At 64.6% G+C, this 23,260-nt stretch carries 13 protein-coding genes; 11 read left to right on the plus strand and 2 right to left on the minus strand.

The annotated features are described in order from the left end of the window. Positions 1–6: 6 nt before the first annotated feature. From ACE3TJ_RS17045 to ACE3TJ_RS17080, 8 genes are all read left to right on the plus strand, one after another. On the plus strand, positions 7–270 hold the full coding sequence (locus tag ACE3TJ_RS17045) for a hypothetical protein (RefSeq protein WP_374598296.1): 264 nt from the start codon (positions 7–9) through the stop codon (positions 268–270). Between the two features lie 93 nt (positions 271–363). Next, positions 364–2,052 carry an MOSC domain-containing protein gene (locus ACE3TJ_RS17050; protein WP_374598298.1) on the plus strand — a complete coding sequence of 563 codons (1,689 nt, stop codon included), beginning with the start codon at positions 364–366 and terminating at the stop codon, positions 2,050–2,052. A gap of 75 nt (positions 2,053–2,127) precedes the next feature. Continuing rightward, the gene (locus ACE3TJ_RS17055) at positions 2,128–3,348 is read left to right on the plus strand and encodes an amidohydrolase family protein (RefSeq protein WP_374598300.1); all 1,221 of its coding nucleotides are present in this window, start codon (positions 2,128–2,130) and stop codon (positions 3,346–3,348) included. After that, positions 3,341–4,450: a hypothetical protein gene (locus ACE3TJ_RS17060; protein ID WP_374598302.1), complete on the plus strand. Its 1,110-nt coding sequence runs from the start codon at positions 3,341–3,343 to the stop codon at positions 4,448–4,450. The genes ACE3TJ_RS17055 and ACE3TJ_RS17060 overlap by 8 nt, the downstream gene beginning before the upstream one ends. A 10-nt stretch (positions 4,451–4,460) precedes the next feature. After that, positions 4,461–7,136: a LuxR C-terminal-related transcriptional regulator gene (locus ACE3TJ_RS17065; RefSeq protein WP_374598304.1), complete on the plus strand. Its 2,676-nt coding sequence runs from the start codon at positions 4,461–4,463 to the stop codon at positions 7,134–7,136. Between the two features lie 123 nt (positions 7,137–7,259). Beyond that, complete coding sequence (locus ACE3TJ_RS17070) at positions 7,260–9,350, plus strand: TonB-dependent receptor (RefSeq protein WP_374598306.1); 2,091 nt, start codon at positions 7,260–7,262, stop codon at positions 9,348–9,350. A 62-nt stretch (positions 9,351–9,412) separates the two neighbouring features. Next, positions 9,413–10,978, plus strand: a complete 1,566-nt coding sequence (locus ACE3TJ_RS17075; RefSeq protein WP_374598308.1) for a hydantoinase/oxoprolinase N-terminal domain-containing protein — start codon at positions 9,413–9,415, stop codon at positions 10,976–10,978. Between the two features lie 26 nt (positions 10,979–11,004). Beyond that, positions 11,005–12,108, plus strand: coding sequence for a DUF917 domain-containing protein (locus ACE3TJ_RS17080; RefSeq protein ID WP_374598310.1), 1,104 nt, complete (start codon positions 11,005–11,007; stop codon positions 12,106–12,108). Between the two features lie 76 nt (positions 12,109–12,184). Here the strand turns inward: ACE3TJ_RS17080 and ACE3TJ_RS17085 are convergent, their stop codons facing one another. Beyond that, positions 12,185–14,449, minus strand: a complete 2,265-nt coding sequence (locus ACE3TJ_RS17085; protein WP_374598312.1) for a TonB-dependent receptor — start codon at positions 14,447–14,449, stop codon at positions 12,185–12,187. Positions 14,450–14,822: 373 nt separating this feature from the next. Here ACE3TJ_RS17085 and ACE3TJ_RS17090 point away from each other — a divergent pair, with 373 nt between their 5' ends. Genes ACE3TJ_RS17090 through ACE3TJ_RS17100 form a run of 3 tightly spaced genes read left to right on the plus strand, consistent with a single transcriptional unit; the run spans position 14,823 to position 20,297 of the window. Next, positions 14,823–17,552 (plus strand): M14 family zinc carboxypeptidase, encoded by a 2,730-nt coding sequence (locus ACE3TJ_RS17090; RefSeq protein ID WP_374598314.1) that lies wholly within the window; start codon positions 14,823–14,825, stop codon positions 17,550–17,552. 18 nt (positions 17,553–17,570) lie between these two features. Next, a complete protein-coding gene (locus tag ACE3TJ_RS17095) occupies positions 17,571–19,133 on the plus strand; it encodes a M20/M25/M40 family metallo-hydrolase (RefSeq protein ID WP_374598316.1) in 1,563 nt (520 codons plus the stop codon). Between the two features lie 18 nt (positions 19,134–19,151). Beyond that, positions 19,152–20,297: a dipeptidase gene (locus tag ACE3TJ_RS17100; protein WP_374598318.1), complete on the plus strand. Its 1,146-nt coding sequence runs from the start codon at positions 19,152–19,154 to the stop codon at positions 20,295–20,297. Between the two features lie 61 nt (positions 20,298–20,358). Here the strand turns inward: ACE3TJ_RS17100 and ACE3TJ_RS17105 are convergent, their stop codons facing one another. Beyond that, positions 20,359–23,154, minus strand: a complete 2,796-nt coding sequence (locus ACE3TJ_RS17105; protein WP_374598320.1) for a TonB-dependent receptor domain-containing protein — start codon at positions 23,152–23,154, stop codon at positions 20,359–20,361. Between the last annotated feature and the right edge of the window lie 106 nt (positions 23,155–23,260).

A 23,260-nucleotide genomic window follows, 5' to 3' on the forward strand; every position in this document is an offset into this window, starting at 1 on the left:
GAGCGCATGGACTTTCATGATCTTCTGTTCCGCTATTTCGGCAGCGCCGAAATCGATGCCGTCGCGCCTGCCGCGCTCGAAGCCGGGCTTGACCGGATGCACGTCGATTTCGGGCTCGAAACCCATCCCGGTCGCCGGTTCGCGCTCTGGGCGCTGATGCACATGCTCGGCGACGCGCCCGATGTCGACCGAGCGTTCGAGGACGCGGGGGAGCGCGAGGCTGCCCGACGGTTCATGGACCTCGCCGACAGCACCGGCAGCGGGGACTGATCTGCTACCCGAACCGGTGAGGGATCACCCATCGCGCCGGATTGTTGTGACCCGCACAGACGTTATCCTCCCCGCATGGGGAATGAGCGGAGAGTGGTCGCCGTCAGCACGGCACGGCCAGCGTGGCAGGACGTAAGGGGACAGCGGACCTTCACCTCGATCGTGCGCAGCCCCGCGCCCGGCGCGCTCTGGTTCGGTGCGGGCGGACCGGAAGGCAACGAGACCGCGGTCCACACCGAAGCCGTCCTCGCCGCGCCCGCGGAGCACTACGACATGTGGGCGGCGCGCTTCGGCGTCGATCGTGCCGCTTGGGATTGGTGCCGCTTCGGCGAGAATATCGTCGTTTCCGGTTTCGATGAAAACGCGCTGCGCATCGGCGATATCGTCCGTATCGGCGGCGCGGTGTTCCGCGTCACCTCGCCGCGCATCCCGTGTTTCAAGTTTGCGTGGCGCATGGGTCAGCCCGACAGCGTGCTTGGGCCGATGATCGAAAGCGGCCATATCGGCTTCTACCTCGCGGTCGAAACCCCGGGACCAGTTGGCGCCGGAAACGTTGCCACGGTCGAAGCGCCCGATCCTTCGGCGATCACCGTCGGCGATCTTTCGCGCCTGCTCGTCGCGCGGGACGCTGATCCGGAGGCGCTGCGCGCTGCGCTCGCAAACCCTTGGCTCGGCGGACAGGCGCGTGGGATGCTGGCGAAGCGTATCGCGGGGCTGGAGGACATGGCGCGGCTCAAGACGGGCCGCTGGAGCGGTTGGCGCCCTTTCCGGGCCGAGCGGCTGCGTGCGGAAGCGAAGGACGTCGCCTCCTTCGCGCTCACGCCGCTCGATGATGCGCCGCTGGCGCCGGCGCTCGCCGGGCAGTTTCTTACCGTCCGGCTCGGGAACGGCGACGATGCTCCGGTCCGCAGCTGGACGCTTTCCGATCACGATGACACGCCGGAGCAGTACCGCCTCACCGTGAAGCGTCTCGCGGAGGGGTCGGGGTCGGGGCTCCTCCACGAAATCGGCGCGCGCGGCGGCACGGTCTGGGCGCGGCCCCCGGCGGGGCGTTTCACGCTGAAGCGCGATGGCTTCATGCGCGTCGTGCTGATCAGCGCCGGGATCGGCGTCACGCCGATGCTCGCGATGCTGAAGGCGCACCGCGCGCGGCAGGACGTGCAGCCGCCGCTCCTCTGGATTCACCAGACGCGGAATGGCGAAACGCACGCGTTTGCGGCTGCGGGCGAAGACGCACCGCTGGCCCACGTCTTCTATTCCGCGCCGCGCGAGGGCGATGCCCGCCACGAGCCCGGAAGGCTCACGCCGGAGCGGCTTCGCGAGATTCTCACGCCTGCCTACAAGACCGCGCCGTTCGGCCGCGATGTCGAGCTGGATGGCATTTTCAGCGACGTCTACATCTGCGGCCCCGCACCATTCGAGGCGATGGTGCGCGAAGCGCTCGCTGCGATGGGCGTGCCGCCGGGTCAGGTGCGATCGGAATCGTTCGTGCCCAGTGCGGCCGACGCCGTTCCCGCCATTGTGCGGGCAACGGTCGACTTCGGCGGCACCATCGCGGACTGGACGCAGGACGCGAACCCGAGCCTGCTCGACCTCGCCGAAGCCGCCGGTCTCGCGCCCGCGTTCGGTTGCCGTTCGGGAAGCTGCGGCGCGTGCGAAAGCACGCTCATCTCGGGCAGCGTCGAGCACTCACCGTCTCCCGCCATGCCACTCGCGGCGGACCGTGTCCTGCTCTGCTGTGCGCGTCCGGCATCCGCAAACGTGACCGTCGCCCTTGGCTGAGCCGCCACCCCGAATTCGTTCTCACCACCCGCTGCAGCCTTTGCAGCGCGGCGCAAGATACAGGAGCCTGCACCCATGACGCTGATCATCGAAAACGTGACCGTCTTCGACGGAGAGGCCGTGCGCGGCGAGGGCATGTCGATCGTCGTCGAAGGAACCACGATCCGCGAGGTCTCCGACAAACCCATCATGGGATCGGAGGCGGAGCGCATCGATGGCGGCGGCCGTTTCGCGATGCCCGGTCTCATCGATGCGCACTTCCATTGCTACGGCGCGGAAGCGAACCCGGCGGTCATCGATAAAATGCCGCCTGGTCTCCGCGCGCTTCATGCGCGCAAGATCATGGAAGATACGCTGCAGCGCGGCTTCACCACCGTGCGCGATGCGGCTGGCGGCGATCATGTTCTCGCGGCAGGGTTGGCGAAGGGCCTTATCAACGGTCCGCGTCTCTTCTACCCTGGCCTCGCGATCAGCCAGACGGGCGGGCACGGCGACATGCGGGAGCCGGAACATTTCGAAGGTTGCGCGTGCGCCTATTGCGGATCGTTGTCGGTCGTCGTCGACGGGCCGGACGAGATGCGAAAGATGGTGCGTGAACAGCTCCGGCGCGGCGCGCATCAGATCAAGCTGTTCGTCTCGGGCGGCGTGCTGTCGCCGAGCGATCCCATCTGGATGAACCAGTTCTGCGACGAGGAAATCCGCGTTGCCGTCGAGGAAGCCGCCACCCGGCGCACCTACGTGATGGCGCACGCGCATACGAACGCCGCCGCGATCCGCTGCGTGAAGAACGGCGTGCGTTCCATCGAACACGCGACCATGCTGGAGGCGGACGGCGTTGCCGCGATCGTAGAGCACGATGCCTTCGCCGTGCCGACGCTGGCGATCATCGATGCGATCCGCGCCGTGGGCCCGTCGATGGGGCTGCCCGCGGCGGCCCTTGCCAAGGTTGCCGAGGTGGGAGATCAAGCCGCGACGTCGCTCGATCGCCTGCGTGCGGCAGGCGCGAAGATCGGCTTCGGCACCGATCTTCTCGGCTCGGTGATGGGCCGCCAGTCGCGTGAGTTCGCGCTCCGCCGCGAGATCATGAGTCCAATTGAAATCCTGCGTTCGGCGACCTCGGTGAACGCGGCTTTGCTCGGGATGGAGGGGAAACTGGGCACGCTGGCGCAGGGCGCGTTTGCCGATCTGCTGCTGGTGGACGGCAACCCGCTGGAGGACATCTCCATATTCGAACAGCACGATCGGATCGCGCTCATCATTGCCGACGGGCGCATCCGCAGGAACGCCCTTGTCTGAGCCGCAGCCGCCCGCGCCGGAACGTCAAAGCGCGGTCTTCAGCCTCGTCGCAGGAAACATCGCCGGGTTTTCGGGAACGACGGCGATTCCGCTCTGGCTTGCGGCATCGGAGGCAAGGGGCGAGCTTGCCGGCGTGGTGGCGTCCGGCGAGATGGCGGCGATCGGTCTTGGCACGCTTGGCGCCGCAGCGGTGGCGGGCAGGATCGGGGCGCGACCGCTCTGTCTTGGCGCTGCGGCTGTTTCGGTCGGGGCCAATCTTCTCGCGATGCTTGCGCCGGACGCTACGTTCATTGCCGGGCGCCTGCTGTCCGGTCTCGCTACCGGTGTTGTGCTGGCCACCGCGACGGCACTCGCGGCACAGCGGGCAGATGCGCAGAAGACGCTCGCCACGATGCAGATCGGTCTCGCCTGCTTCGCGGCACTCTTCTACATCGTTCTGCCGCCGCTCGTCGAAACCGTGGGTGTAGCGGCCGTGTTCGGGGCGCTCGCTGCAACCGCGCTCTGTGCGTTCCTCGCGATGGTGGTGGGCCTCCACGGTGATGTGCAGCAGAGCAGCGCCGGTTTCCGTCCCATTCCGCGCGCGCTGCTCGTGCTCATCGGCCTTGCCGTGATGTTCGTGGGGCAGAGCATGGCATGGAATTCGATCTTCCCGCTCGGCGCTTCGAAGGGCCTCGACATGCAGCTCGTGGGCAAGATCATGGCCGCGTGCGCGGTTGTCATGATGATCGGGCCGCTGCTCGCGCGCCTGCTCGGCGAGCGGGCGGGGCTGCGCGTGCCGGTGCTGGGCTTCAGCCTGCTGCTCGCGGCGGACGTTGTGCTGATGGCGCACGGGCAGGGTTTGTGGATGTTCGCGGTGGCCGCCGCTGCGCTGGTCTTGCTGCCGGGTTTCGGTTTACCCTATGTCATCGCCCGCGCAGGGCAACTTGGGGATGCCCGTCATGCTGGAGCCGCGCCTGCGTTTCTGATGCTCGGCGGTGCGCTGGGTCCGGCGCTTGCGGCGCCGCTTGTCGCGGCCTCCGACTGGAATGCCTTCGGGCTGGTCGCGGGCGGCGCCTGCCTGATCGGCGCGCTGCTGATGGGGGCCGGGAAGGCCCGAACGTAAAGGACCGGGTTTGAACGAAGCGGCCGAACCTCGCGAAACGGAACGGTCCGGCGCGCGCGAACGGGCGAGCCGCCGCCGTCTGCGCCCGCCGGTGCAGCGCGCGCCGCTCGCCACGCGCGAACTCGTGCTGCGTTCGCTCGATGTCGCTCGCGCCGGCAAGCTCACGATCGTTGTCGGCCCGCGCGGCTACGGCAAGAGCACAGCGCTTGGGCAGTGGTGGCAGCGTCTGACCCAGCAGGGCATCGCGGCGGCGTGGTACACTGCGTCCGATCTCGATCGCGAGCCCGACGTGTTTCTGGAAATGGTCGCCCGTTCGCTCGCCGCCGCCGGGGTCGAGATGGGCGATGCCATGCGCCCCAAGACCGGCGACAGCCCGGCTGCGACCATGCTCGATGCGATCCTGCTGCAGCTCGACCGCGACGAGCGGCCGATCGTGCTCATCATCGACGATTTCGACCGCGTGGATCACCCGGGCGTGGCACGTCTCGTCGAGGAAATGACGGATGCACTGCCGGATTGGGTGCACCTCGTGCTGGCCACGCGGCGCAAGCCCTCGCTCGCCGTCTCGGTGCTGCGCACGCAGGGTATCGTCCGCATCATCGATCCGGCCGAGCTTCGCCTCAGCGACGCGGAGCTTGGCGAGGCGCTCGGTCTCCCGGCCGATGCGCCCGAACTCGCGGCGATCGCCGAGCAGACCGAAGGCTGGCCCGTCGCCGTCCAGCTCTACCGTCTCTGGCGCGGCCGGATGGGCGTCTCCGCGCGGATGCCGCGTTTCAGCGGGCAGGTCGACGAGGTCGCCGATTATCTCGCCGAGCAGGTCTTCGCGATGCTCGGTGAGCACAGCCAGACGCTGCTCACCGAGTTGTCGCCGTTCGATTATGTCGAGGCGAGCCTCGCCGATTACGTGCGCGACCGACGCGATAGCGCCGCACTGCTCGAAGAGGTGGAGGCGGAACTGCCGACGCTCGTCCAGCGAACGGAATCGGAAGGCGAGCTTGCGTGGCGGCTGCATCCGCTGCTGTCGGATTATGCGCAGGCCCGCCTCAGTCGCAGCCCGGATCATGCGGCGCAGTTGCACCGGCGCGCGGCGGACTGGCTCTGGCAGCAGCAGCGCTACGCCGCCTCCGTCCGGCACTACGATCTTGCGGGCGACCGCACCACGATGATGGAAACGCTGGGCGGCATTCCGTTCATCCTCATCTTCCTCACCTATGGCGCGGGTGAGCTTCGCGCGATCCTGCGCGAAACGCCTCCCGAGGTTCTGGAAGCTCAGCCGCGTCTGCAGCTGATGGCGGCGCTCGCGCATTTCAAGGCCGGGTACTTCGGAGAGGCGAGCAACTGGCTGCGCCGTATCCGCGAGAGTTCGGGCGGCTATCTGAACGATCCGGCGGGCCGGGATTCCCAGCTCGAACTCGAAGGCCACGCTCTCGATCTGCTTTTCGAATGCTACATCAACGGTATCGCGCCGACGCGCGAGGCGGAGGTAGAGAAGGTGCGTGCGCTGGCGCCCGATCTGCCGCTGTTCTGGGCTTGGTGCGAAAACACGATGGTCGTGATGTACCAGATGCGCGGCGATCTGCACGCGGCGCACCAGTCGGTGATCCGCACGCGCGAGACATATCAGGCGATCGGCATGTTGCCCTTCGCCGAACAGCATCTGATGACGCACGACGTGCTCGTCGCGCTCGCGCACGGTTCGCTGAAAACAGCGTCGGAGCTTGCCGCCGCCACGCTTCGGCGCCGGGGCGCGGGCGGCATCGAAGTGACCGTAACGGCAACGGCGCGCATGGCGCTCGCCGCGGTAGATTATCTGCGGCACTATCGCGAAAGCGCGGCGGACCTCGTGCGTGTCGCCTTCGATCAGTTCGGTGCGGGCGAGGCGTGGTACGATCAGTACGCCGTGTCCTGGCCGATCATCGTCGATGTCGCGTGGCGCCGCAGCGGACTTCCGGCGGCGCTTCGCGTGATCGCCGAGCTGAGGACGCGGCTCGGCAATCAGGGGCTCCTTTGCGTTACGGACCTGCTGAAGGCGCTGGAGGCGATCTATCGCTTTCGCAGCGGCGGCATCGACAGTGCCGAGGCGGTCACGCGGACGCTCGCGGTCGATGCGGGCCATGTGCCATGGCGCACGCGCGACCTTGCGATGCAGGCGCGCATCCTCATCGATCTCGCGCGCGGACGCGTCGCCGCGGCGGGGGAGGGTGCCCGCGCGATGATCGAGGAGGGGCGCACGGGCGAACGCCTCGTCACGATGGTGAAGGGCCATGTGCTGCTGTCGCTCGTGCGCGACCGGCTGGGCGACGAGGCTGGTGCCGATGAAGCGATGGCGGCGGCCGTGCACCATGCCTTCGCTGAGGAGATTCTATCCCCGTTTGTCGAGGAAGGCAGCGCTGTCCGCGCGATCATGGAGCGGGTGGCGAAGCGTGCCGCGTCGCCGCTCGAACAACAACACGCGGAAACGGTGATCAGGGCGCTGAAGGCCAAGCCCCAATATCTTTCGCCCGATGCCCTCAACGACCGCGAATCGGAGATCGTCGCGCACCTCGCCGAAGGCGCGTCCAACAAGCTGATCGCCCGGCGCCTCGGGCTCACCGAGAACACCATCAAGTTCCATCTCAAGAAGATCTACGCCAAGCTCGGCGTATCGAGCCGCAAGGCCGCCGTCGCGCGCGCGCAGGAAAAATAGGCGACCCTAACCCGGCGGCGCCACCCGACAGCGCCTTCCACTACCCGACTCCGACGTCGCGCGGCCTGTTCCTCTGCGCGAATATGGGCGCGCAGGGAAAACAGCAAAAAAGGGGTAAGGGAAATGACGAGTCGTAACCTGAGAACAGCCTTTCTGGCCTCGGCCGCGCTGGCGATTTTGCCGGGCGCGGCGCTGGCGCAGGATGCCGATACCGACGAGATCATCATCACCGCGCAGCAGCGCGCCGAACCGCTCCGCAACGTCCCCATTCAGGTGACGGCATTCACCGCGCAGGCGGTCGAGGATGCGGGCATTAAATCGACCTCCGATATTATCGCGCAAGTGCCGAACATCACTTATGATCGCGGCGACACCTATCGCAGCAACTTCATCACGATGCGTGGCCTCACCCAGATCAACAACGCCGATCCGCCCATCGCCTTCGTGCTCGATGGCGTGCCGCAGACCAACCAGAAGCAGCTCGGCGTCACCCTTTTCGATATCGAGCGCATCGAGGTACTGAAGGGCCCGCAGGGCGCGCTTTACGGACGCAACGCCGTGGGCGGCGCCATCAACGTGGTGACCAAGGCGCCGGGCAATGAACTCGAAGGCTTCGCCAACCTCGGTTACGCGAACGGCGACACGATCGACGCCTCTGCCGGCATCTCGGGAGCGCTTGTCGAAGACAAGGTGCTGCTCCGCGTTTCGGGCAGCTACACGTCGTCGGATGGCCTCATCAAGAACGATTTCCGCGGCGATCACGTCGATTACATCGATCACGACTATTCGCTTCGCGGCCGCATGATCCTGAAGCCGACCGATCTGCTGACCTTCGACCTTCGCGCCGAATACGGCGATTTCCGGGGTGGTTCGAACAGCTACGCGGCCGTGTTCTCCGGTATCCCGCGCGATTTCGTGAACCCGCAGTTCAATTTCCCGGCCTATGCGGAAGGTCACAGCGTCGATCTCACCGGCAAGTGGGATTATGATTTCGGCTTTGCGACGCTCACGGGCATCAGCGCGTGGTCGAAGTTCAAGCAGAACAACCGCGCCGATCTCGATTTCCGCAATCCGGTGGATTCGCCGGGCGGCATCTTCGGCCTCGGCTTCCAGGCCGGGCAGGGGCAGAACGCCAAGCTGGAAACCTTCAGCCAGGAACTCCGCCTCGTTTCAGCGAGCGATCAGGCATTCCGCTGGCTCGTCGGCGTCTATTATCTTCACACCGACAGGGCGCTGGTGACGCGCGGTTTCATCGATCTGGACGGCACCGACCAGTTCGACAACACTGCATTGCTTATCGCGAACAATAACGAAACGAACGACAACAACGCCTATGCTGCGTTTGCGCAGGTCGATTATGATCTGACGCCCACGCTCACGCTGACCGGCGGTATCCGCTACGACGAAGACCAGCGCGAGCAGACGAATGTGGTGACCGGCGCGGTTCGCAAGACCTCCTTCGACCGCGTGCAGCCCAAGGTGACACTGACATGGAAGCCCGAAGACGGCCGCCTCGTCTACGCCACCTACAGCACCGGCTTCCGTTCGGGCGGCTTCAACGCGCCGAACGTGACCGTGCCGGTGTTCGACGCCGAAACGCTCGACAACTTCGAGGTCGGCTTCAAGACACAGTGGTTCGATCGCAAGCTGACGCTGAACGGCGCGGCCTACCTCACCAACGTGAAGAACTATCAGTACTTCTACGTTGATGCCGCGACTGCATCGCAGATCATCGACACGATCGACAAGGTCCAGATCAAGGGCTTCGAGATCGAGGCGATGGCCAAGCTCGCGCCGGGGCTTGATGCGAGCTTCGGGGTGGGCACGACCGACAGCGAGATCAAGCGCAGCCTGTTCCCGTCCGACGTCGGCAATCATTCGCCGCGCACGGTGCCGCTGTCGATCAACAGCTCGATCCAGTATCGCGGCGATCTCAGCGAGACCGTGGAGGGGTTCGTGCGTATCGAGCACCAGCACATCGGCAAGAAGTACTGGGATGCCGACAATGCCTCCGTGCAGAATCCGTATGACCTTCTGAACGCCCGCATGGGTGTCGAGTTCGGAAACTACGGCGTCTACGCCTTCGCGCGGAATATCTTCAACGAGAAGTATTATTCCGAGTTCTTCCAGCCGAAATACTCCGGTCTCGACGTCGCGATCGGTTATCGCGGCACGCCGCGAACCTACGGCGTGGAAGCGAAGGTGAAATTCTGAAAAAGGGCAGGCGGGCGCTTTCCGGCGTCCGCCGCCCACTCATTTTATTTCGAAAGGTGACCATGAGCGGTAGCGGATACAGGCTGGGCATCGACGTCGGCGGCACCAACACCGATGCGGTGCTGATGCGCGGGCGCGAAGTGCTGGCGACGGCGAAGAGCTTCACGACGGCTGACGTGCGCAGCGGCGTCGTCAATGCCGTGCGCATGATCCTCGACAAGGCGCCGGAGCATCGCGCCGCGATCGAGGCGGTGATGATCGGCACCACGCAGTTCGTGAACGCGTTCGTGCAGCGCAAGGGGCTGGCGCCCGTCGCCATCTTCCGCGTTTCGCTGCCGAAGGCGGACGGCGTGCCGCCGCTTGCAGGCTGGCCGGACGATCTCGTCGAAGTCACCGGCTCGCACATCTACATGGTCGGCGGCGGCGCGCTCTACACGGGCAAGGATTATGCCCCGCTCGACGAAGATGCGCTCCGCGCCGCGGCGGAGGATGCCCGCGCCAAGGGGCTGAAGGCCGTCGCGATCTCCGCGAACTTCGCGCCGATCCGCCCGGACATCGAAGAGAAAGCCGCCGCCGTCGTGCAGGCGGTGATGCCGGACGCGCGCATCACGCTGTCGTCGAAGGTCGGCGGCCTTGGCCTCATCGATCGTGAAAACGCCGCCGTCATCAACGCGACGCTCGCAGAGTTTTCCGAAAGGGTGATCGGCTCGCTGCAAACGGCCATCGCCGACCTTGAAATCAATGCGCCGATCTACATCAGCCAGAACGACGGCACGCTGATCACCACGGAAACCGCCTCGGCCTTCCCGATCCTCACCTGCTCGGCCGGCCCCACGAACAGCATCCGCGGCGCGGCGTTCCTCACCGGACTCGACGAGGCCGTGGTCGCCGACATCGGCGGCACCACCACCGACATCGGCTTCCTGCTGCGCGGCTTCCCGCGCGAGACGACGGCGGCCAACTATATCGGTGGCGTCCGCACGAACTTCCGAATGCCCGATGTGCTCTCCATCGGCATCGGCGGCGGCAGTCTCGTCCGCAAGGGCGAAAAGGGCTGGACCGTCGGCCCCGAGTCCGTCGGCTTCCGCCTCGCGGAAGAGGGCCTGATCTTCGGCGGAGAAACGCTCACCGCGAGCGATATCGCCGTACGCGCCGGGCAGGCCGAAATCGGTGATCCCGCGAAGGTCGCGCACGTTCCCGATGAAACCGTGCAGGCCGCGCTCGACAATTTGCATTTCCAGATCGAGGACGCGATCGATCAGATCAAGACGAGCAATCATGCGCTCCCCCTCGTCCTCGTCGGCGGCGGCAGCATCCTAATCTCGCGCCCGCTCAAGGGCACGTCCGAGGTGTTGAAGCCCGCGCACGCGGAGGTCGCAAACGCGGTCGGCGCCGCCATCGCGCTCGTCAGCGGGCGTGTCGACAAGCTCTACGATGTCGGCACAATGGGCCGCGAGGCTGCGCTTGAACTGGCCCGCAAGGAAGCCACCGACGCGGCCATCGCCGCGGGCGCCCGCGAAGGCGAAGTCGAGATCGTCGAGATCGTCGAACTCCCGATGACGCACATGAAATCCGGCTCCGTCCAGATCAGGGTCCGCGCTGTCGGCCCGCTCGCGGCGCTCGCCTGAACCCACGCTGTTTCGAAAGGCATATCATGTTCATTGTCGATAGCGTTCAGGACATTCAGGATATGGCGCGCGGCGCCGTGCTGCTCGGCACGGGCGGCGGCGGCGATCCCTATGTCGGCGAACTGTTCGTCCGCGCCCAGATCAAGAACGGCCGCTACCCGAAAATCCTCTCGTGCGACGAGATCCCGGACGATGCGTTCGTGCTCTCGATCGCGGGCATCGGCGCGCCTTCGGTGATCGTCGAGCATCTCGTCAGCGAAAAGACGCTGCACCGCATCCTTGCCCGCGCGGAAGCGTTTTACGGCCGCCGCGTCGATGCGCTGATCAGCGCGGAGATCGGCGGCGCCAACTCGATGTTCCCGCTCGCGCTCGGCGCGATCAGCGGCATCCCGGTGCTTGATGCGGACGGCATCGGCCGCGCCGTGCCCCACATCGAGATGACGACGTTCAGCATCTACGGCTGCAAGGCGACACCGGGCATCGTGATGGACGATTCGGGCAATGTCATCACCATCGAAGCTGTGGACGACCGCATGGCCGAAGACCTCTGCCGCGTCGTCACCGGCGCGATGGGCGCGATGGCGTTCGGCGCGCTCTATCCGATGACGGGCAAGCAGGCGAAGTCCTTCGCCGTCCAGCGGACGATCACGCAGACGCTGGAGATCGGCCGCGCGATCCGCACGGCGCGCGAGGAATCACGCGATATCTTCGAAAGCCTGATCGATTACCTGAACAGCTGGGACAACCGCACCGCCCGCATCCTCTTCGACGGCAAGATCACCGACGTGACGCACGACACGCGCGACGGCTGGCATTTCGGCCGTGCGACGATGACCGGGCTTCAGGATTCGTCGGACGAGTGCGTCGTCGAGATCCAGAACGAATTCCTCGTCTGCCGCCTGAATGGCAAGACGATCACGATCGTTCCCGATCTCATCAGCATCCTCGATCGTGAATCCGGCGAGCCGCTGACAGGCGAAATGCTCACTTACGGCCAGCGCGTGAAGGTGCTCGGCTACAGCGCCGATCCGATGCTGCGCCGCCCCGAAAGCCTCGAGGTCCTCGGCCCGCGCATGTTCGGCATCGACGAGGAATTCCAGCCGATCGAAAGTCTGTTCGCGGCCGAGTAGGCTTGCGGAAAAGTCGCAAAAAAAGGGGCGGCAACCCAGCGTTTGCCGCCCCATTCTTTTTGCCAGACCGCGCCTTTTAGAAGTTGGCGCGGAAGTTCAGACCCACCGTGCGCGGCGCCACGTTGTTCACGAGCGTGCGGTTCTGCGCGATCGCGTTCGAGGTCGAACGCGTGATGGCCGTGTCGTCGAACAGATTGTTCACGAACGCATACACGCCCCAGGCGTTGTCTTCCGCCTCTACGCCGATGCGCAGGTTCGCAACTTCGTAGTCGTCGATGTAGCGGGTGAAGACGTAGGACGGACGGAAGTCCGACCACGAGCCGCCGACGTGGTTGGCATCCATGCGGAAGAAGCCGTTCAGGCCTTCGCTCAGCCCCCACACATACTGTGCCGAAAGGCCCGCCGTGAATTTCGGCACGAACGGGATGCGGTCGCCGTCGAAGCCGGCGGCCGGGGCGATCGACGTACCGGCATTCGGCTGGTCTTCGGTCAGCTTGGCGTCGAGATAGGCGAGGTTGCCGGAGATCGAGAGGCCTTCGATCGGGCGCAGCGCGCCTTCAAGTTCGAAGCCGCGGATACGCGCCGAGCCCGCGTTGCCGATATAGGCGAACGCGCCGTTCGGCGTGCGCGTGCTGATCTGCATGTCGGACCAGTCGATCTGGAACACGTCCATGTTGAGCGTGAGCTTGCGATCGAGCAGCGTCGTCTTCAGACCCGCCTCGTAGTTCCAGAGGCTATCCGACTGGTAGGGCGTCAGTTCCTGCGCAAGACCGATCACCTGGTTCGCGCCGCCGGGGCGGAACCCCTGCGAGGCTTCGGCGTAGAAGAGCACGTCGTCGGTGATCTTGTACGAAGCGTTGAACTTGAACGCCGTCCCGTCCTCGTCCGAGGACACGAACGAGAGCGGACGCACCACCGCGCCGACGAGGATGGAGCCCTTCGTCGTCTCGCCGTTGATGTCCTTGTCGTAGCGGAAGTAACGGACGCCGGCGGTCAGGCTCAGCCGGTCGGTCACATCATACGAGACTTCGCCGAATGCCGCGACCTGGCGAAGGCTGTCGTTGATGTAACGCGACGTCGCGATCTGGAGCGGATAAATGATCGCGCCCGTCACCGGATCGGCGTTCACCTGCGGATTTTCCACGTGGATGTCGCGGTCGGAGAAGAAGCCGCCGATGGTCCAGTTGAGCGGACCCGAGCCGTCGGAGCTGAGGCGAAGTTCCGCCGTCCACGCTTCCATGTTCTGCTGCGGGAACAGCGCGGAGGTCGATTGGCTGTCGACGAGCGCATAGTAGTCCGTAAGCTGGGTGCCGACGCACGGGATCGCAGCGCTGCCGTTGAGACGGGCGCCGCAGCCCGCTGCCGTGCGCGTCGAACGGATGAAGCGCGAAACGTCGCTCACCGTCGAAATGTCGCGCTCCATGTAGGAACCGGCAGCCGTCAGCACCACGCCGCCGAAATCGTAAGCGGCCGTCAGGCTGAACAGATCCACGTCGTCACGCATCGGCTGGCGCGTCAGCGCATCCGAATTGTTCTTGCCCGCTTCCAGCGTCCACGAAGGCGTGTCCGTGCGCGAACGGTTCATGTAGTACGCCGCATCGATCGTCAGATCGTCGGTCGGGGTTGCCCTCAGCAGCAGGCGTCCGCCGTAGTATTTCTGCTCGTTGATATCCTTGATGCGGAGCGTCGTGTTGTCGATGTAGCCGTCCGCCTTGCGGTAGAAGCCCGTGGCGCGCATCGCCAGCTTGTCCTGCACGATCGGCACGTTCACCATGCCGCTGGCCTCGAAATTGGCGCCGCCGTGCTTGGTTGCCGAAAGGCTGGTGTCGATCGCGGCGTCGAACTCGTTCGTCGGCTTCTTGTAGATCACGCGCAGCGTGCCGCCCATCGAGCCCGAACCGTAGAGCGTGCCCTGCGGCCCGCGCAGCACTTCGACGCGTTCGACGTCGAACAGACGAAGCTCCGGCGTCGAACCGCCGGCGTCGTTGCCCGCGCCGATCACGCCCGTCACCGGGGTTTCGTCGTAGTAGGTGCCGACAGTCGGCTCACCGGCCGCCTGAATGCCGCGGATCACAACGCGGCGCTGCGAAGGGCCACCGTCCACGAAGGAAAGGCTCGGCACGCTCGCATTGAGGTCGGAGATGCTCTGAACGCCCGAATTCGCGATCGTGTCGCCGGTAACGGCGGAGATCGAGATCGGCGTATCCTGCAGGTTCGTGTCGCGTTTCAGCGCCGTGATGATGATTTCGTCACCCGTCGCTTCCTGCGCGACGGCGGCTCCGCTCACCCCGGCCATTGCCGTGGCGGCGAGGAAAAACGACATTTTGAACGTCTTGCTCACTCTACATCTCCCTTTACGCGTGCCGGCCTTAATGATCCGCCGGACATCGATTATGCGAACGAAAGGCCCGTATCGAACGGTCCTCGAAGAACTCTCGACTGACAAACCCCCTTGTTTGGCCATGTCATAGAAGACGCGGACCAGTACATTTTGAGAGGGAGTCTGAACCGATCCCCAACTCGTTGTCGGTCGTTCTGAGTCGAGGTCACGTACTTGGCAAGATGATTGTTGCGTATCCCGACAAAATGATGAAATCCTGATGCCATCAAGCATCAGGTCTCCGCAAGGAGATGCCAAAACGGCTTCGGCGGCTGCCGCGGAAGGCGAACGATGCTGTGTTGTGTGTGGCGTGGAAGGGGCAAATATGGTGAGAATGGCGGTTGGCGCTGCGATTGCGGTACTGCTCGGAACGACGGCGATGGCGCAGCCGATGGACGCGGATTTCGCGAAATCCGTGAAGGCTTGGACGACAAAGCCGGAGTTCAGCAGCCCGCTTGTGGATCATTTGCCGGTTTCGGATGCCGTTCCGTCGCCGAAACAGATTCTGGGTAACCATATCGGTGCACCGAAGGTGCTGCACTATTACGAGCAGATCGTTGGCTATTACCGCGCGCTCGCCGAAAAATCGCCGCGCATCAAGATCATCAAGATCGGCAAGACCGAGGAAGGCCGCGAGAACATCGTCGTGATGATCTCGTCGGAGGAGAATCTCGCGAAGCTCGATACCTACAAGGCGAATCTCGCGCTGCTCGCCGATCCGCGCAAGCTGCCCGCGGCGGACGCGCCCGCCGTGATCGCGGGAACGAAGCCGATCTATCACCTGTCGGCGGGTCTTCACAGCGCCGAAACCGGACCGCCAGAGATGCTGATGGAACTCGCCTACCGCCTGCTGACGGACGAGGGCGAGATGATCCGCGGTATCCGCGATAACCTCGTCGTCGCGCTCAGCCCGGTTTTGGAAGCCGACGGCCGCGATCGCTATGTCGATTGGTACTACCGCAACCTCATCGACGAGACCGACGACCGCAACAAACCCGGCGGTCCGCCCTACTGGGGCAAGTATATTTACCACGACAACAACCGCGACATTAACTTCTCGGATGTCAGCGCGCGCCACCTGATGAACTATTACCTCGAATGGCACCCGCCGGTGTTGCACGAGCTGCATGAATCGGTGCCCTTCCTCTATACCTACAGCGGGCAGGCGCCGCAGAATCCCGATCTCGACCCGATCCTGTTCGGCGAATTGCCGTGGTTCGCGAACTACGAGATGGCGCAGCTCACCAAATACGGAATGCCCGGCGTGTGGACGCACGGCTTCGTCGATGCGTGGACGCCGGGCTACCTCGCCTTCATGTCGTCGAACCACAACGGCATGCTGCGCATGTACGAAACCTTCGGCAACGGCGGCGCGACGACGATGCTGCGTCATGTCGCGCCCGAAGTGCAGACCTCCGTGCGCGGCGGCGACTGGACCAAGCGCGACTGGTATCGTCCCAGCCCTCCCTACAAGGAGGTGGTCTGGTCGATGCGCAACAACACCAACTACATGCAGACGGGTGTGCTGACCGCGCTCGAACTTGCCGCCAAGCACCCGAACGTTATCCTCGAAAACTTCTACAAGAAGAGCGCCAACGCCATGGAGAACGGCAAGACGAAGGCGCCTTACGCCTACATCATACCGGGTGGTCAGAAGGACGATACGCGCGTCGCTTTCGTCACCAATCTGCTCCGTCTGCAAGGCATCGAGGTCGGCCGCACGGCGAAGACGGTCAAGCTGAAAGACCGCAGCTATCCGGCCGGTTCGCTGGTCGTGAAGCTCGATCAGCCCTACGGCCGCCTCGCCAAGATCCTGCTGCGCAAGCAGGACAATTACCCCGACGAGAAACTCGGCACTTATGATGACGCGGCGTGGACAATGGGCATGATGGCCCACGTCGATATCGCGGAGGTGGACGACAAGGCGGCGCTCGACATCCCGACGACGCCTGTCGACCGCCTGACACCGCGTGGCAGTATCTCCGGTCGCGGCGCGGGCACCTATGCGGTGCTCGATAACGGCTCGGTCGGCCTCGCGACGCTTCGCTACCGTCTGAAGGACGCGAAGGTCCGCGTTGCCGAGGCCGATTTCAAGGCGGGCGGCAAGACGCTTCCCGCAGGCTCCCTGCTCGTCGATGGCAGCGCCTATGACGTATTGAAGCCTGCCGTGGAATCGCTGGGTCTGGAAGCCGTCTCCGTCAGCGGCAATCCAGCCGCGCACGAAACCGCGCTGCCGCGCACGGCGATGTTCAGCACATGGGGGTCGAGCGAGAAGGTCGGCTGGGTGCGCTACGCCTTCGATCAGCACGAGATCGCCTACGATCTCGTCTTCAAGGAACAGGTCCGCGCCGGTAACCTCCGCGACAAGTACGACGTCATCATCCTGCCGACGCAGGGCCGCTCCACGAAGGATATCGTTTTCGACATCCCCGTGAAGGGCAAGCCGCTGCCGTACACCAAGACAGACCGCTACCGCTTCCTCGGCGATTACGGCACGTCGGAGGATGTACGCGGCGGCATGGGCCTTGAAGGCATGGTCGAGCTTCGGAAGTTCGTGGAGGCGGGCGGCACGCTCATCACCACGGGCGACGCGAGCGCCGTGCCGGTTGAATTCGGCCTCATCGACGACATCGTCTCCACGCGCGCGCCCGGCGATTTCTACGCGCCTGGCCCGATCGTGAAGGCGAAGGTGCTGCAGCCGAAGAACCCCGTGTTCTATGGCTACGACGAGACGGAAATGCCCGTGCGCTGGGCGTCCAACACGCTCTACGGCGTGCCGGAGCGGCTGAAAGGCCGCATCATGATGGAATTCCCGGGCGGCAAGGACGGCGTGCTCAGCGGCTTCATGCGCGGCGCCGACGGGGTGAAGGACCGCGCCGCGATCCTCAACATCCCGCAGGGCGAGGGCCGCATCCTGATGTTCGCCACGAACCCCGTCTGGCGCTGGCAGAACCTCGGTGAGTTCCGGATGCTCTACAACGCGCTCATCAACTGGAAGCAACTCGGCATCACGGACGTGGCGCCGCCCGTTCCCGCGCCGATCGCCCCCGTTTCTGCAGAATAACCCTCAAGGAGTTCTCCCATGATCCGCAAGTCCATGTTCCTCGCCGCCGCACTTTCCGTCGCCGCATTCTCTGCCGCGGCGCAGGAAGCAAAGCGCCCTGAGTTTCCGTTCACCACCGAAAAGGCCTACGACGCCGGCAAGGTCGCAGCGTACAAGGGCAAGCACGCCGCCGCGTACAAATACATCGATGCGAACAAGGCCGCGCACGTCGAAAACGTGCAGCGCTGGGTGCGCCAGCGCTCGATCAGCGCGCAGAATGATGGCGTCACGCAGATGGCGGAAATGCTGGCGGCGGACCTGAAGGCGCTCGGCTTCAAGGAGGCGGAGCTTGCCCCCACCAAGCGCCACCCCGGCGTCTGGGGCTATTACGACGCGGGCGCCAAGACCACGATCGCCGTCTACATGATGTACGACGTGCAGCCGATCGAGCCCGTGGGCTGGAACGTCGATGCCTTCGCCGGCACGATTCTCGAGGATCACGAGCTCGGCCGCGTCCTCATGGCGCGCGGCGCGACCAACCAGAAGGGCCCGCAGCGCATCTTCCTGAACGCGCTCGAAGCGATCATCAAGGCCGAGGGCAAGCTGCCGGTGAACGTCATGCTGCTCGCGGAGGGCGAGGAGGAACTCGGCTCGCCGCACTACCCGGATCTCATCGCCAAGTATCAGGACCGTCTGAAGCAGGCGAACGGCGGCGTCCTCTTCCCGATGATGGGCCAGACGCTGGCGGGCGGCGTGCAGATGTCGCTCGGCGTCAAGGGCAACATCTACTTCGAGCTTGAAGCGCAAGGCGGACCGCAGGGCGGCCCCAAGACGGCGGAAATCCACAGCTCGCTGAAAGCCATCGTCGATGCGCCCGGCCTCCGCCTCGCGCAGGCGATCGCGAGCCTCACCTCGCCGGACGGCAACGTCATCACCGTGCCCGGCTTCTACGATTCGATCCGCCAGCCGAATCAGGAGGAGCAGGAGCTCATCAACGGCGTGCTCCCGGCGTGGACGGCGAATGAGCCCGCGATGCGCAAATCGCTCGGCGTCGACAAGTGGATCGACGGCATGAGCGGCCGCGAGGCAATCACCCAGTACCTCTTCAACACCACGCTCAATATGGACGGCATCTGGGGCGGCTATTCGGGCGAAGGCACGAAAACCATCCTGCCGCACAAGTTCACGGCGAAGTTCGATTCGCGCCTCGTGCCGAACCAGACGCCCGACGAATCAGAGCGCCTCATCCGCGCCCACCTCGATGCGAAGGGCTTCACGGACATCAAGCTCACGCGCCTCTCCGGCTACCCGCCCGCGCAATCCTCGGTGAAGGAACCGCTCGTGCAGGCTGTGATCGGCGCGTACCGCAAATACGGCATCACGCCGAGTGTCATGCCCCGCCTTGCGGGCAGTGCGCCCTACTACGTGTTCACCGATATCCTGAAGATGCCGATCGTTTCGGCGGGTATCGGCTACGGCACCGGCGCGCACGCACCCAATGAGTTCATCGTCATCGATCCGAAGCCGGGTTCGAAGGTCGCGGGCATCACGGAGGCGGAGAAGTTCTACGTCGACGTGATCCACGCCGTCGCGAAGCGCTAGCTGCAAAGGGTAGGGGATATGGACGGAACCAGCGAGATCAGCCGCCGCGCCTTTACAGCAGGCGCGGCGGGCCTCGGCCTGTCGGCATTGGCGGGCATTTCGCCTGCCGCCGCCGAGACTATCGCACCATCGATCGCTGCGCTTTACCGCAAGGCGATCGTTATCGATGCGCTCGCCTCGCCCGATACGTGGAACGTTCCCTATCCCCCGCCCGGCGAACTCACGCCCGAAAAGCTCGCGAACGTGCGCGCCTCGGGTATCACCGCTGTCAATCTCACAGTCGGCAGGCCCGGCAGCTTCGTCGATACCGTGAAGGAAATCTCGAAGTGGGTTCGCCATATCGAAGCGCATCCTGATCATTTCCTGCTCGTGAAATGCCATGCCGATCTCGCCGCCGCCAAGAAGGCGGGCAAGCTCGGCATCATCTTCGGCTTTCAGGGCATGGGCATGATCGGCGAGGATCTGAGCCTCATCGAAACGTTCGACGGCCTGTGGGTGAAGATCATGCAGCTCACCTACAACGATAGGAACCCGCTCGGCGCGGGCAGTTCCTCGCCCGACAACGAGGGGCTCACGCCGCTCGGCCGCGAAGCCGTGGCGCGCATGAACAGCCTCGGCATCCTTGTCGATACCGGTCACGCCACACCGCAGACGGTGATCGACGCTGCCGCGGCCTCATCGAAGCCGATCACCTGCTCGCACACCGGCGCCCGTGCGATCTACGCGAGCCAGCGCAACCAGACGGATGCCGCGCTCCGCGCCGTGTCGGACACCGGCGGTGTCGTCGGCATCTATCTGATGCCGTTCCTCGGCCGCGATCCTGTGTCGCCCTCGCGCGCGCTGTTCATGAAGCACCTCATCCATGCGCTGAATCTGTGCGGTGAGGACCACGTCGGCATCGGCAGCGACCAGAGCATCACCCCCGTCGACATCTCCCCCGCCTATATGGAGATCGTCCGCAAGACGGCGGAGGCGCGGCAGAAGGCGGGCATCGGCGCCCCGGGAGAGGCCGAAGGCCCGGTTGCGGTCCCCGACCTCAATAGCGCCCGCCGCATGGAAATCATCGCGGCCGAACTCGACCGTGCGAAATACCCCGCACGCGTCATCGAAAAGGTGATCGGCGGCAACTTCGACCGCCTGTTCCGCGAGGTCTGGAAGGCCTGAAACGTTCAGGGCGGAGCCGAAGCCCCGCCCTGATCATGTTCGTCTCGAAAGCGTCCCTCGCTTACAGCGGCGAACCGCCGAGCTTATAGGTCACCTGCAGGTAGAAGCTGCGACCCACGCTGTCGAACCAGCTGATGTCGTAATACGGATAGGCCGAGTAGGTCGGATCCTTCACCGGGTTCTTGTTGAACACGTTCGTCACGGTGAACGACGCGCGGAGGTGATCCGTGAAGTCGTACTGCAGCGTCGTATTGAACAGGTAGCTCGCCTTGATATAGGCGTCCTCGTCATAGTTCGGCAGCTTGCCGAGCCGCTTGCCTTCCACCGTCCAGCGCAGATCGTCGAGCGACCACGTGATGCTGCCCGTCGTCTTGTCGCGCGGGATGTAATAGCCGCTGTCTTCGGCCAGTTTGTTGATCGCCGTATCGCCCGGATACTGGCGGAACTTGTGGTCGAATACGTGCGTGTGCGCGAGCGAGAGTGCGAACTCGCCGAAGTCTGTCGGCAGGCGGCCATGCAGCGCGATGTCGATGCCGCTCGTCTTTTCATGCGCGATGTTGATCGGGTTGATCGACACCGCATCGAGCTCGCCTTCGCTTACACCGCCTGCGAAGCGGTGCACGCGGGCAATCGCGTCCTGGCAGGTCGGTGAGGCGATATCCACGGGTGTACCGTTCATCGTCTCGCCGATCCGGCAATCGGCTTCGTCACGCAGCAGCGAGTCTATGCTGAGATCCTGCACCTGATTGGAGAGCGAAACGCGGAAATAGTCGACGGACACGTCGAAATAGCGCGACGGCGCCCAGACGATACCGGCGTTCAGCGACTTGCTGGTTTCCGGCTTCAACTGGCGGTTGCCGTTGCGCTGCGCGACGATACCCGAATCGGCATAGCTGCAATCGCCGATATCCTCGTCGGGCTCCTCGGTGCGGCAGAGATAATAGTCCGTCGCCGAAGGATGGGTATTGCCCGGGCCGGTGAAGACATAGTGCAGGTCGGGTGCGCGGAAGCCGGTGCCGTAGGCGGCACGCACCAGCAGCGTCGAGACCGGGCGCAGTTCCATGCCGGCGTTGTACGTGAACTTGCCGACGCCGTTTCCGGCGAAGCGGAAGTGGTCGTAGCGCCCGGCGACAGAGACCTGCAGGAAGTCCGTCACCGGCGCGCGAAGCTCGCCGCCGAGCGCCCAGTGCGTGCGCTTGCCGTGGCCGTCGCTGTCCTTCAGGCCGTAATAATAATCCGTCAGCGCCAGCGGATCGGGATTGAGATCATAACCCTGCTTCCCGAACTCGGCGATCGCCGCGAAACCGACCGGCCCCGCGGGCAGCGAGAACAGTTCGGTCGAGGAGACGGTGGCCGAAAGATTGTCGGTCCAGCTCTTCGGATTGTAGACGCTGTAAACGGCAATGCTGTCGTATTCCGCCTGCGTCAGCGGCGTGTAGAGACGTTCCGGATCGGCGTAGAAGACCGGGTAGCCGCTGTCGTCGTCGATGCCGAGCTGTTCGCCGAGGAACAGCGCGTTCGCCTCAGCCGCGATGACCTGCGGGAACTTCACCTTCGCCTTGTACTCGCTGTGGTTGAACGAGACTTCGTAGGTCCACTTGTCGTCAAGGCTGCCCTTGATACCCGGCGTGATGCTGAACGTCGTCTGCCGGTTGCGGGTCATCACGTTCGAAAAGCCGCCTGACTCTTCGGGTGTGAACTGGCGCGACCAGTCGTCGAGCACGCCGTCGAAGCTGTTGTAGAACGTCGTGTCGCTGCTGCCGGAGGAATCCTGGTACGCCCAGTTCAGAACGTCGGGCATCAGCGAGACCTTGCTGATGCCGAACTGCGCGTCGAGGAACAGCTCTGCGCTGTCCGAAAGCGTCAGGCCGGCGGAGGCGAAGCTGTTGAAGCCCTCGCGGCGCGAGATGATCGTGCCGTAGCCGATCGAAGTGTTGCTGCCGCAGAAATAGCCGGGGCCGTAGTCGTCCAGCACGGGGTCATACGCCCCGTAACGCGGCCGCGACGCGTAATAGGTGGAGCCCTCATTCAGATATGAAAGCGCTGCGCAGGTGTCCGCACCCGGATCCACATATTCGTCATTATCCGGATCGTAACGCAGGAAAACACGTCGGCCGAGAGGGGCGGCCGTCGTCGGGTTGTCGGCAGTGCTGTCCTGGATTTTGCGCTGGTAGCCCCAGATCGGCTTCTGCAGCATGTATTCGATGCCGCCGACGATGTGGAACGTCTCGTTCGACCAGCCGCTCGTCGCGCTGATCCGGTGGGAGGCGCCGCCGCCGCGATCCGTGAAACCATAACGGTAATCGAACGTGGTGCCGTCCGCGTTCTTCTTCAGTTCGAAGTTGATGACACCGGCGATCGCGTCCGAGCCGTAGATGGCGGACGCGCTGCCGCTCAGCACCTCGACGCGCTCGATGAGGCCGAGCGGGATGTTCGAGATGTCGGTGAAGTTGCTGCGGCCCTGGAACGGCAGCGGAAAATCGGCAATGCGGCGGCCGTTCACCAGAACCAGCGTGTGGTTCGGTCCGAGGCCGCGCAGGTCGACCTGCTGCGCGCCGGGCGTGAAGCTCGCGCCGCTGAACGACTGCTGGCTCTGCGTCTCGCCGCCGTTCTGGGTCACGGCGCGCAGGATGTCCGGCACGCTCGTGTAACCATTTGCGCGAATTGCATCGGCATTTATGACCGTAACAGGCGCAGGCCCTTCCTGACTGAGACGCGGGATGCGCGAACCGAGAACGATGATCTCTTCGGCATCGACCGCGGCTTCCGTGGTTTGCGCCATTGCGGACGTGGCAAGCGCGGGAAGGCAACAGCCCAGCCCCAGCAGGAGCTTGGCGCGGAATTGAGCGTTTTTCATAGGGTTCCCCAGTTTCGGGCATCGCCCTCGCGGTCCTCTGACCGTGCCAGGAATGCCTTCTTGGCTTCGAGCAGAAGCCGCGAAAAATTTCAACACTCTGCGTGAC

Source organism: Sphingosinicella sp., assembly GCF_041916975.1.
GTDB lineage: Bacteria > Pseudomonadota > Alphaproteobacteria > Sphingomonadales > Sphingomonadaceae > Sphingosinicella.

What these genes read in the sequence shown, in the direction of transcription:
- ACE3TJ_RS17045 (WP_374598296.1), top strand. Translation starts at nt 7, where the DNA reads ATGGACTTTCATGATCTTCTGTTCCGCTATTTCGGCAGCGCCGAAATC.
- ACE3TJ_RS17055 (WP_374598300.1), top strand. Translation starts at nt 2,128, where the DNA reads ATGACGCTGATCATCGAAAACGTGACCGTCTTCGACGGAGAGGCCGTG.
- ACE3TJ_RS17070 (WP_374598306.1), top strand. Translation starts at nt 7,260, where the DNA reads ATGACGAGTCGTAACCTGAGAACAGCCTTTCTGGCCTCGGCCGCGCTG.
- ACE3TJ_RS17075 (WP_374598308.1), top strand. Translation starts at nt 9,413, where the DNA reads ATGAGCGGTAGCGGATACAGGCTGGGCATCGACGTCGGCGGCACCAAC.
- ACE3TJ_RS17080 (WP_374598310.1), top strand. Translation starts at nt 11,005, where the DNA reads ATGTTCATTGTCGATAGCGTTCAGGACATTCAGGATATGGCGCGCGGC.
- ACE3TJ_RS17090 (WP_374598314.1), top strand. Translation starts at nt 14,823, where the DNA reads ATGGCGGTTGGCGCTGCGATTGCGGTACTGCTCGGAACGACGGCGATG.
- ACE3TJ_RS17095 (WP_374598316.1), top strand. Translation starts at nt 17,571, where the DNA reads ATGATCCGCAAGTCCATGTTCCTCGCCGCCGCACTTTCCGTCGCCGCA.
- ACE3TJ_RS17100 (WP_374598318.1), top strand. Translation starts at nt 19,152, where the DNA reads ATGGACGGAACCAGCGAGATCAGCCGCCGCGCCTTTACAGCAGGCGCG.
- ACE3TJ_RS17105 (WP_374598320.1), bottom strand. Translation starts at nt 23,154, where the DNA reads ATGAAAAACGCTCAATTCCGCGCCAAGCTCCTGCTGGGGCTGGGCTGT.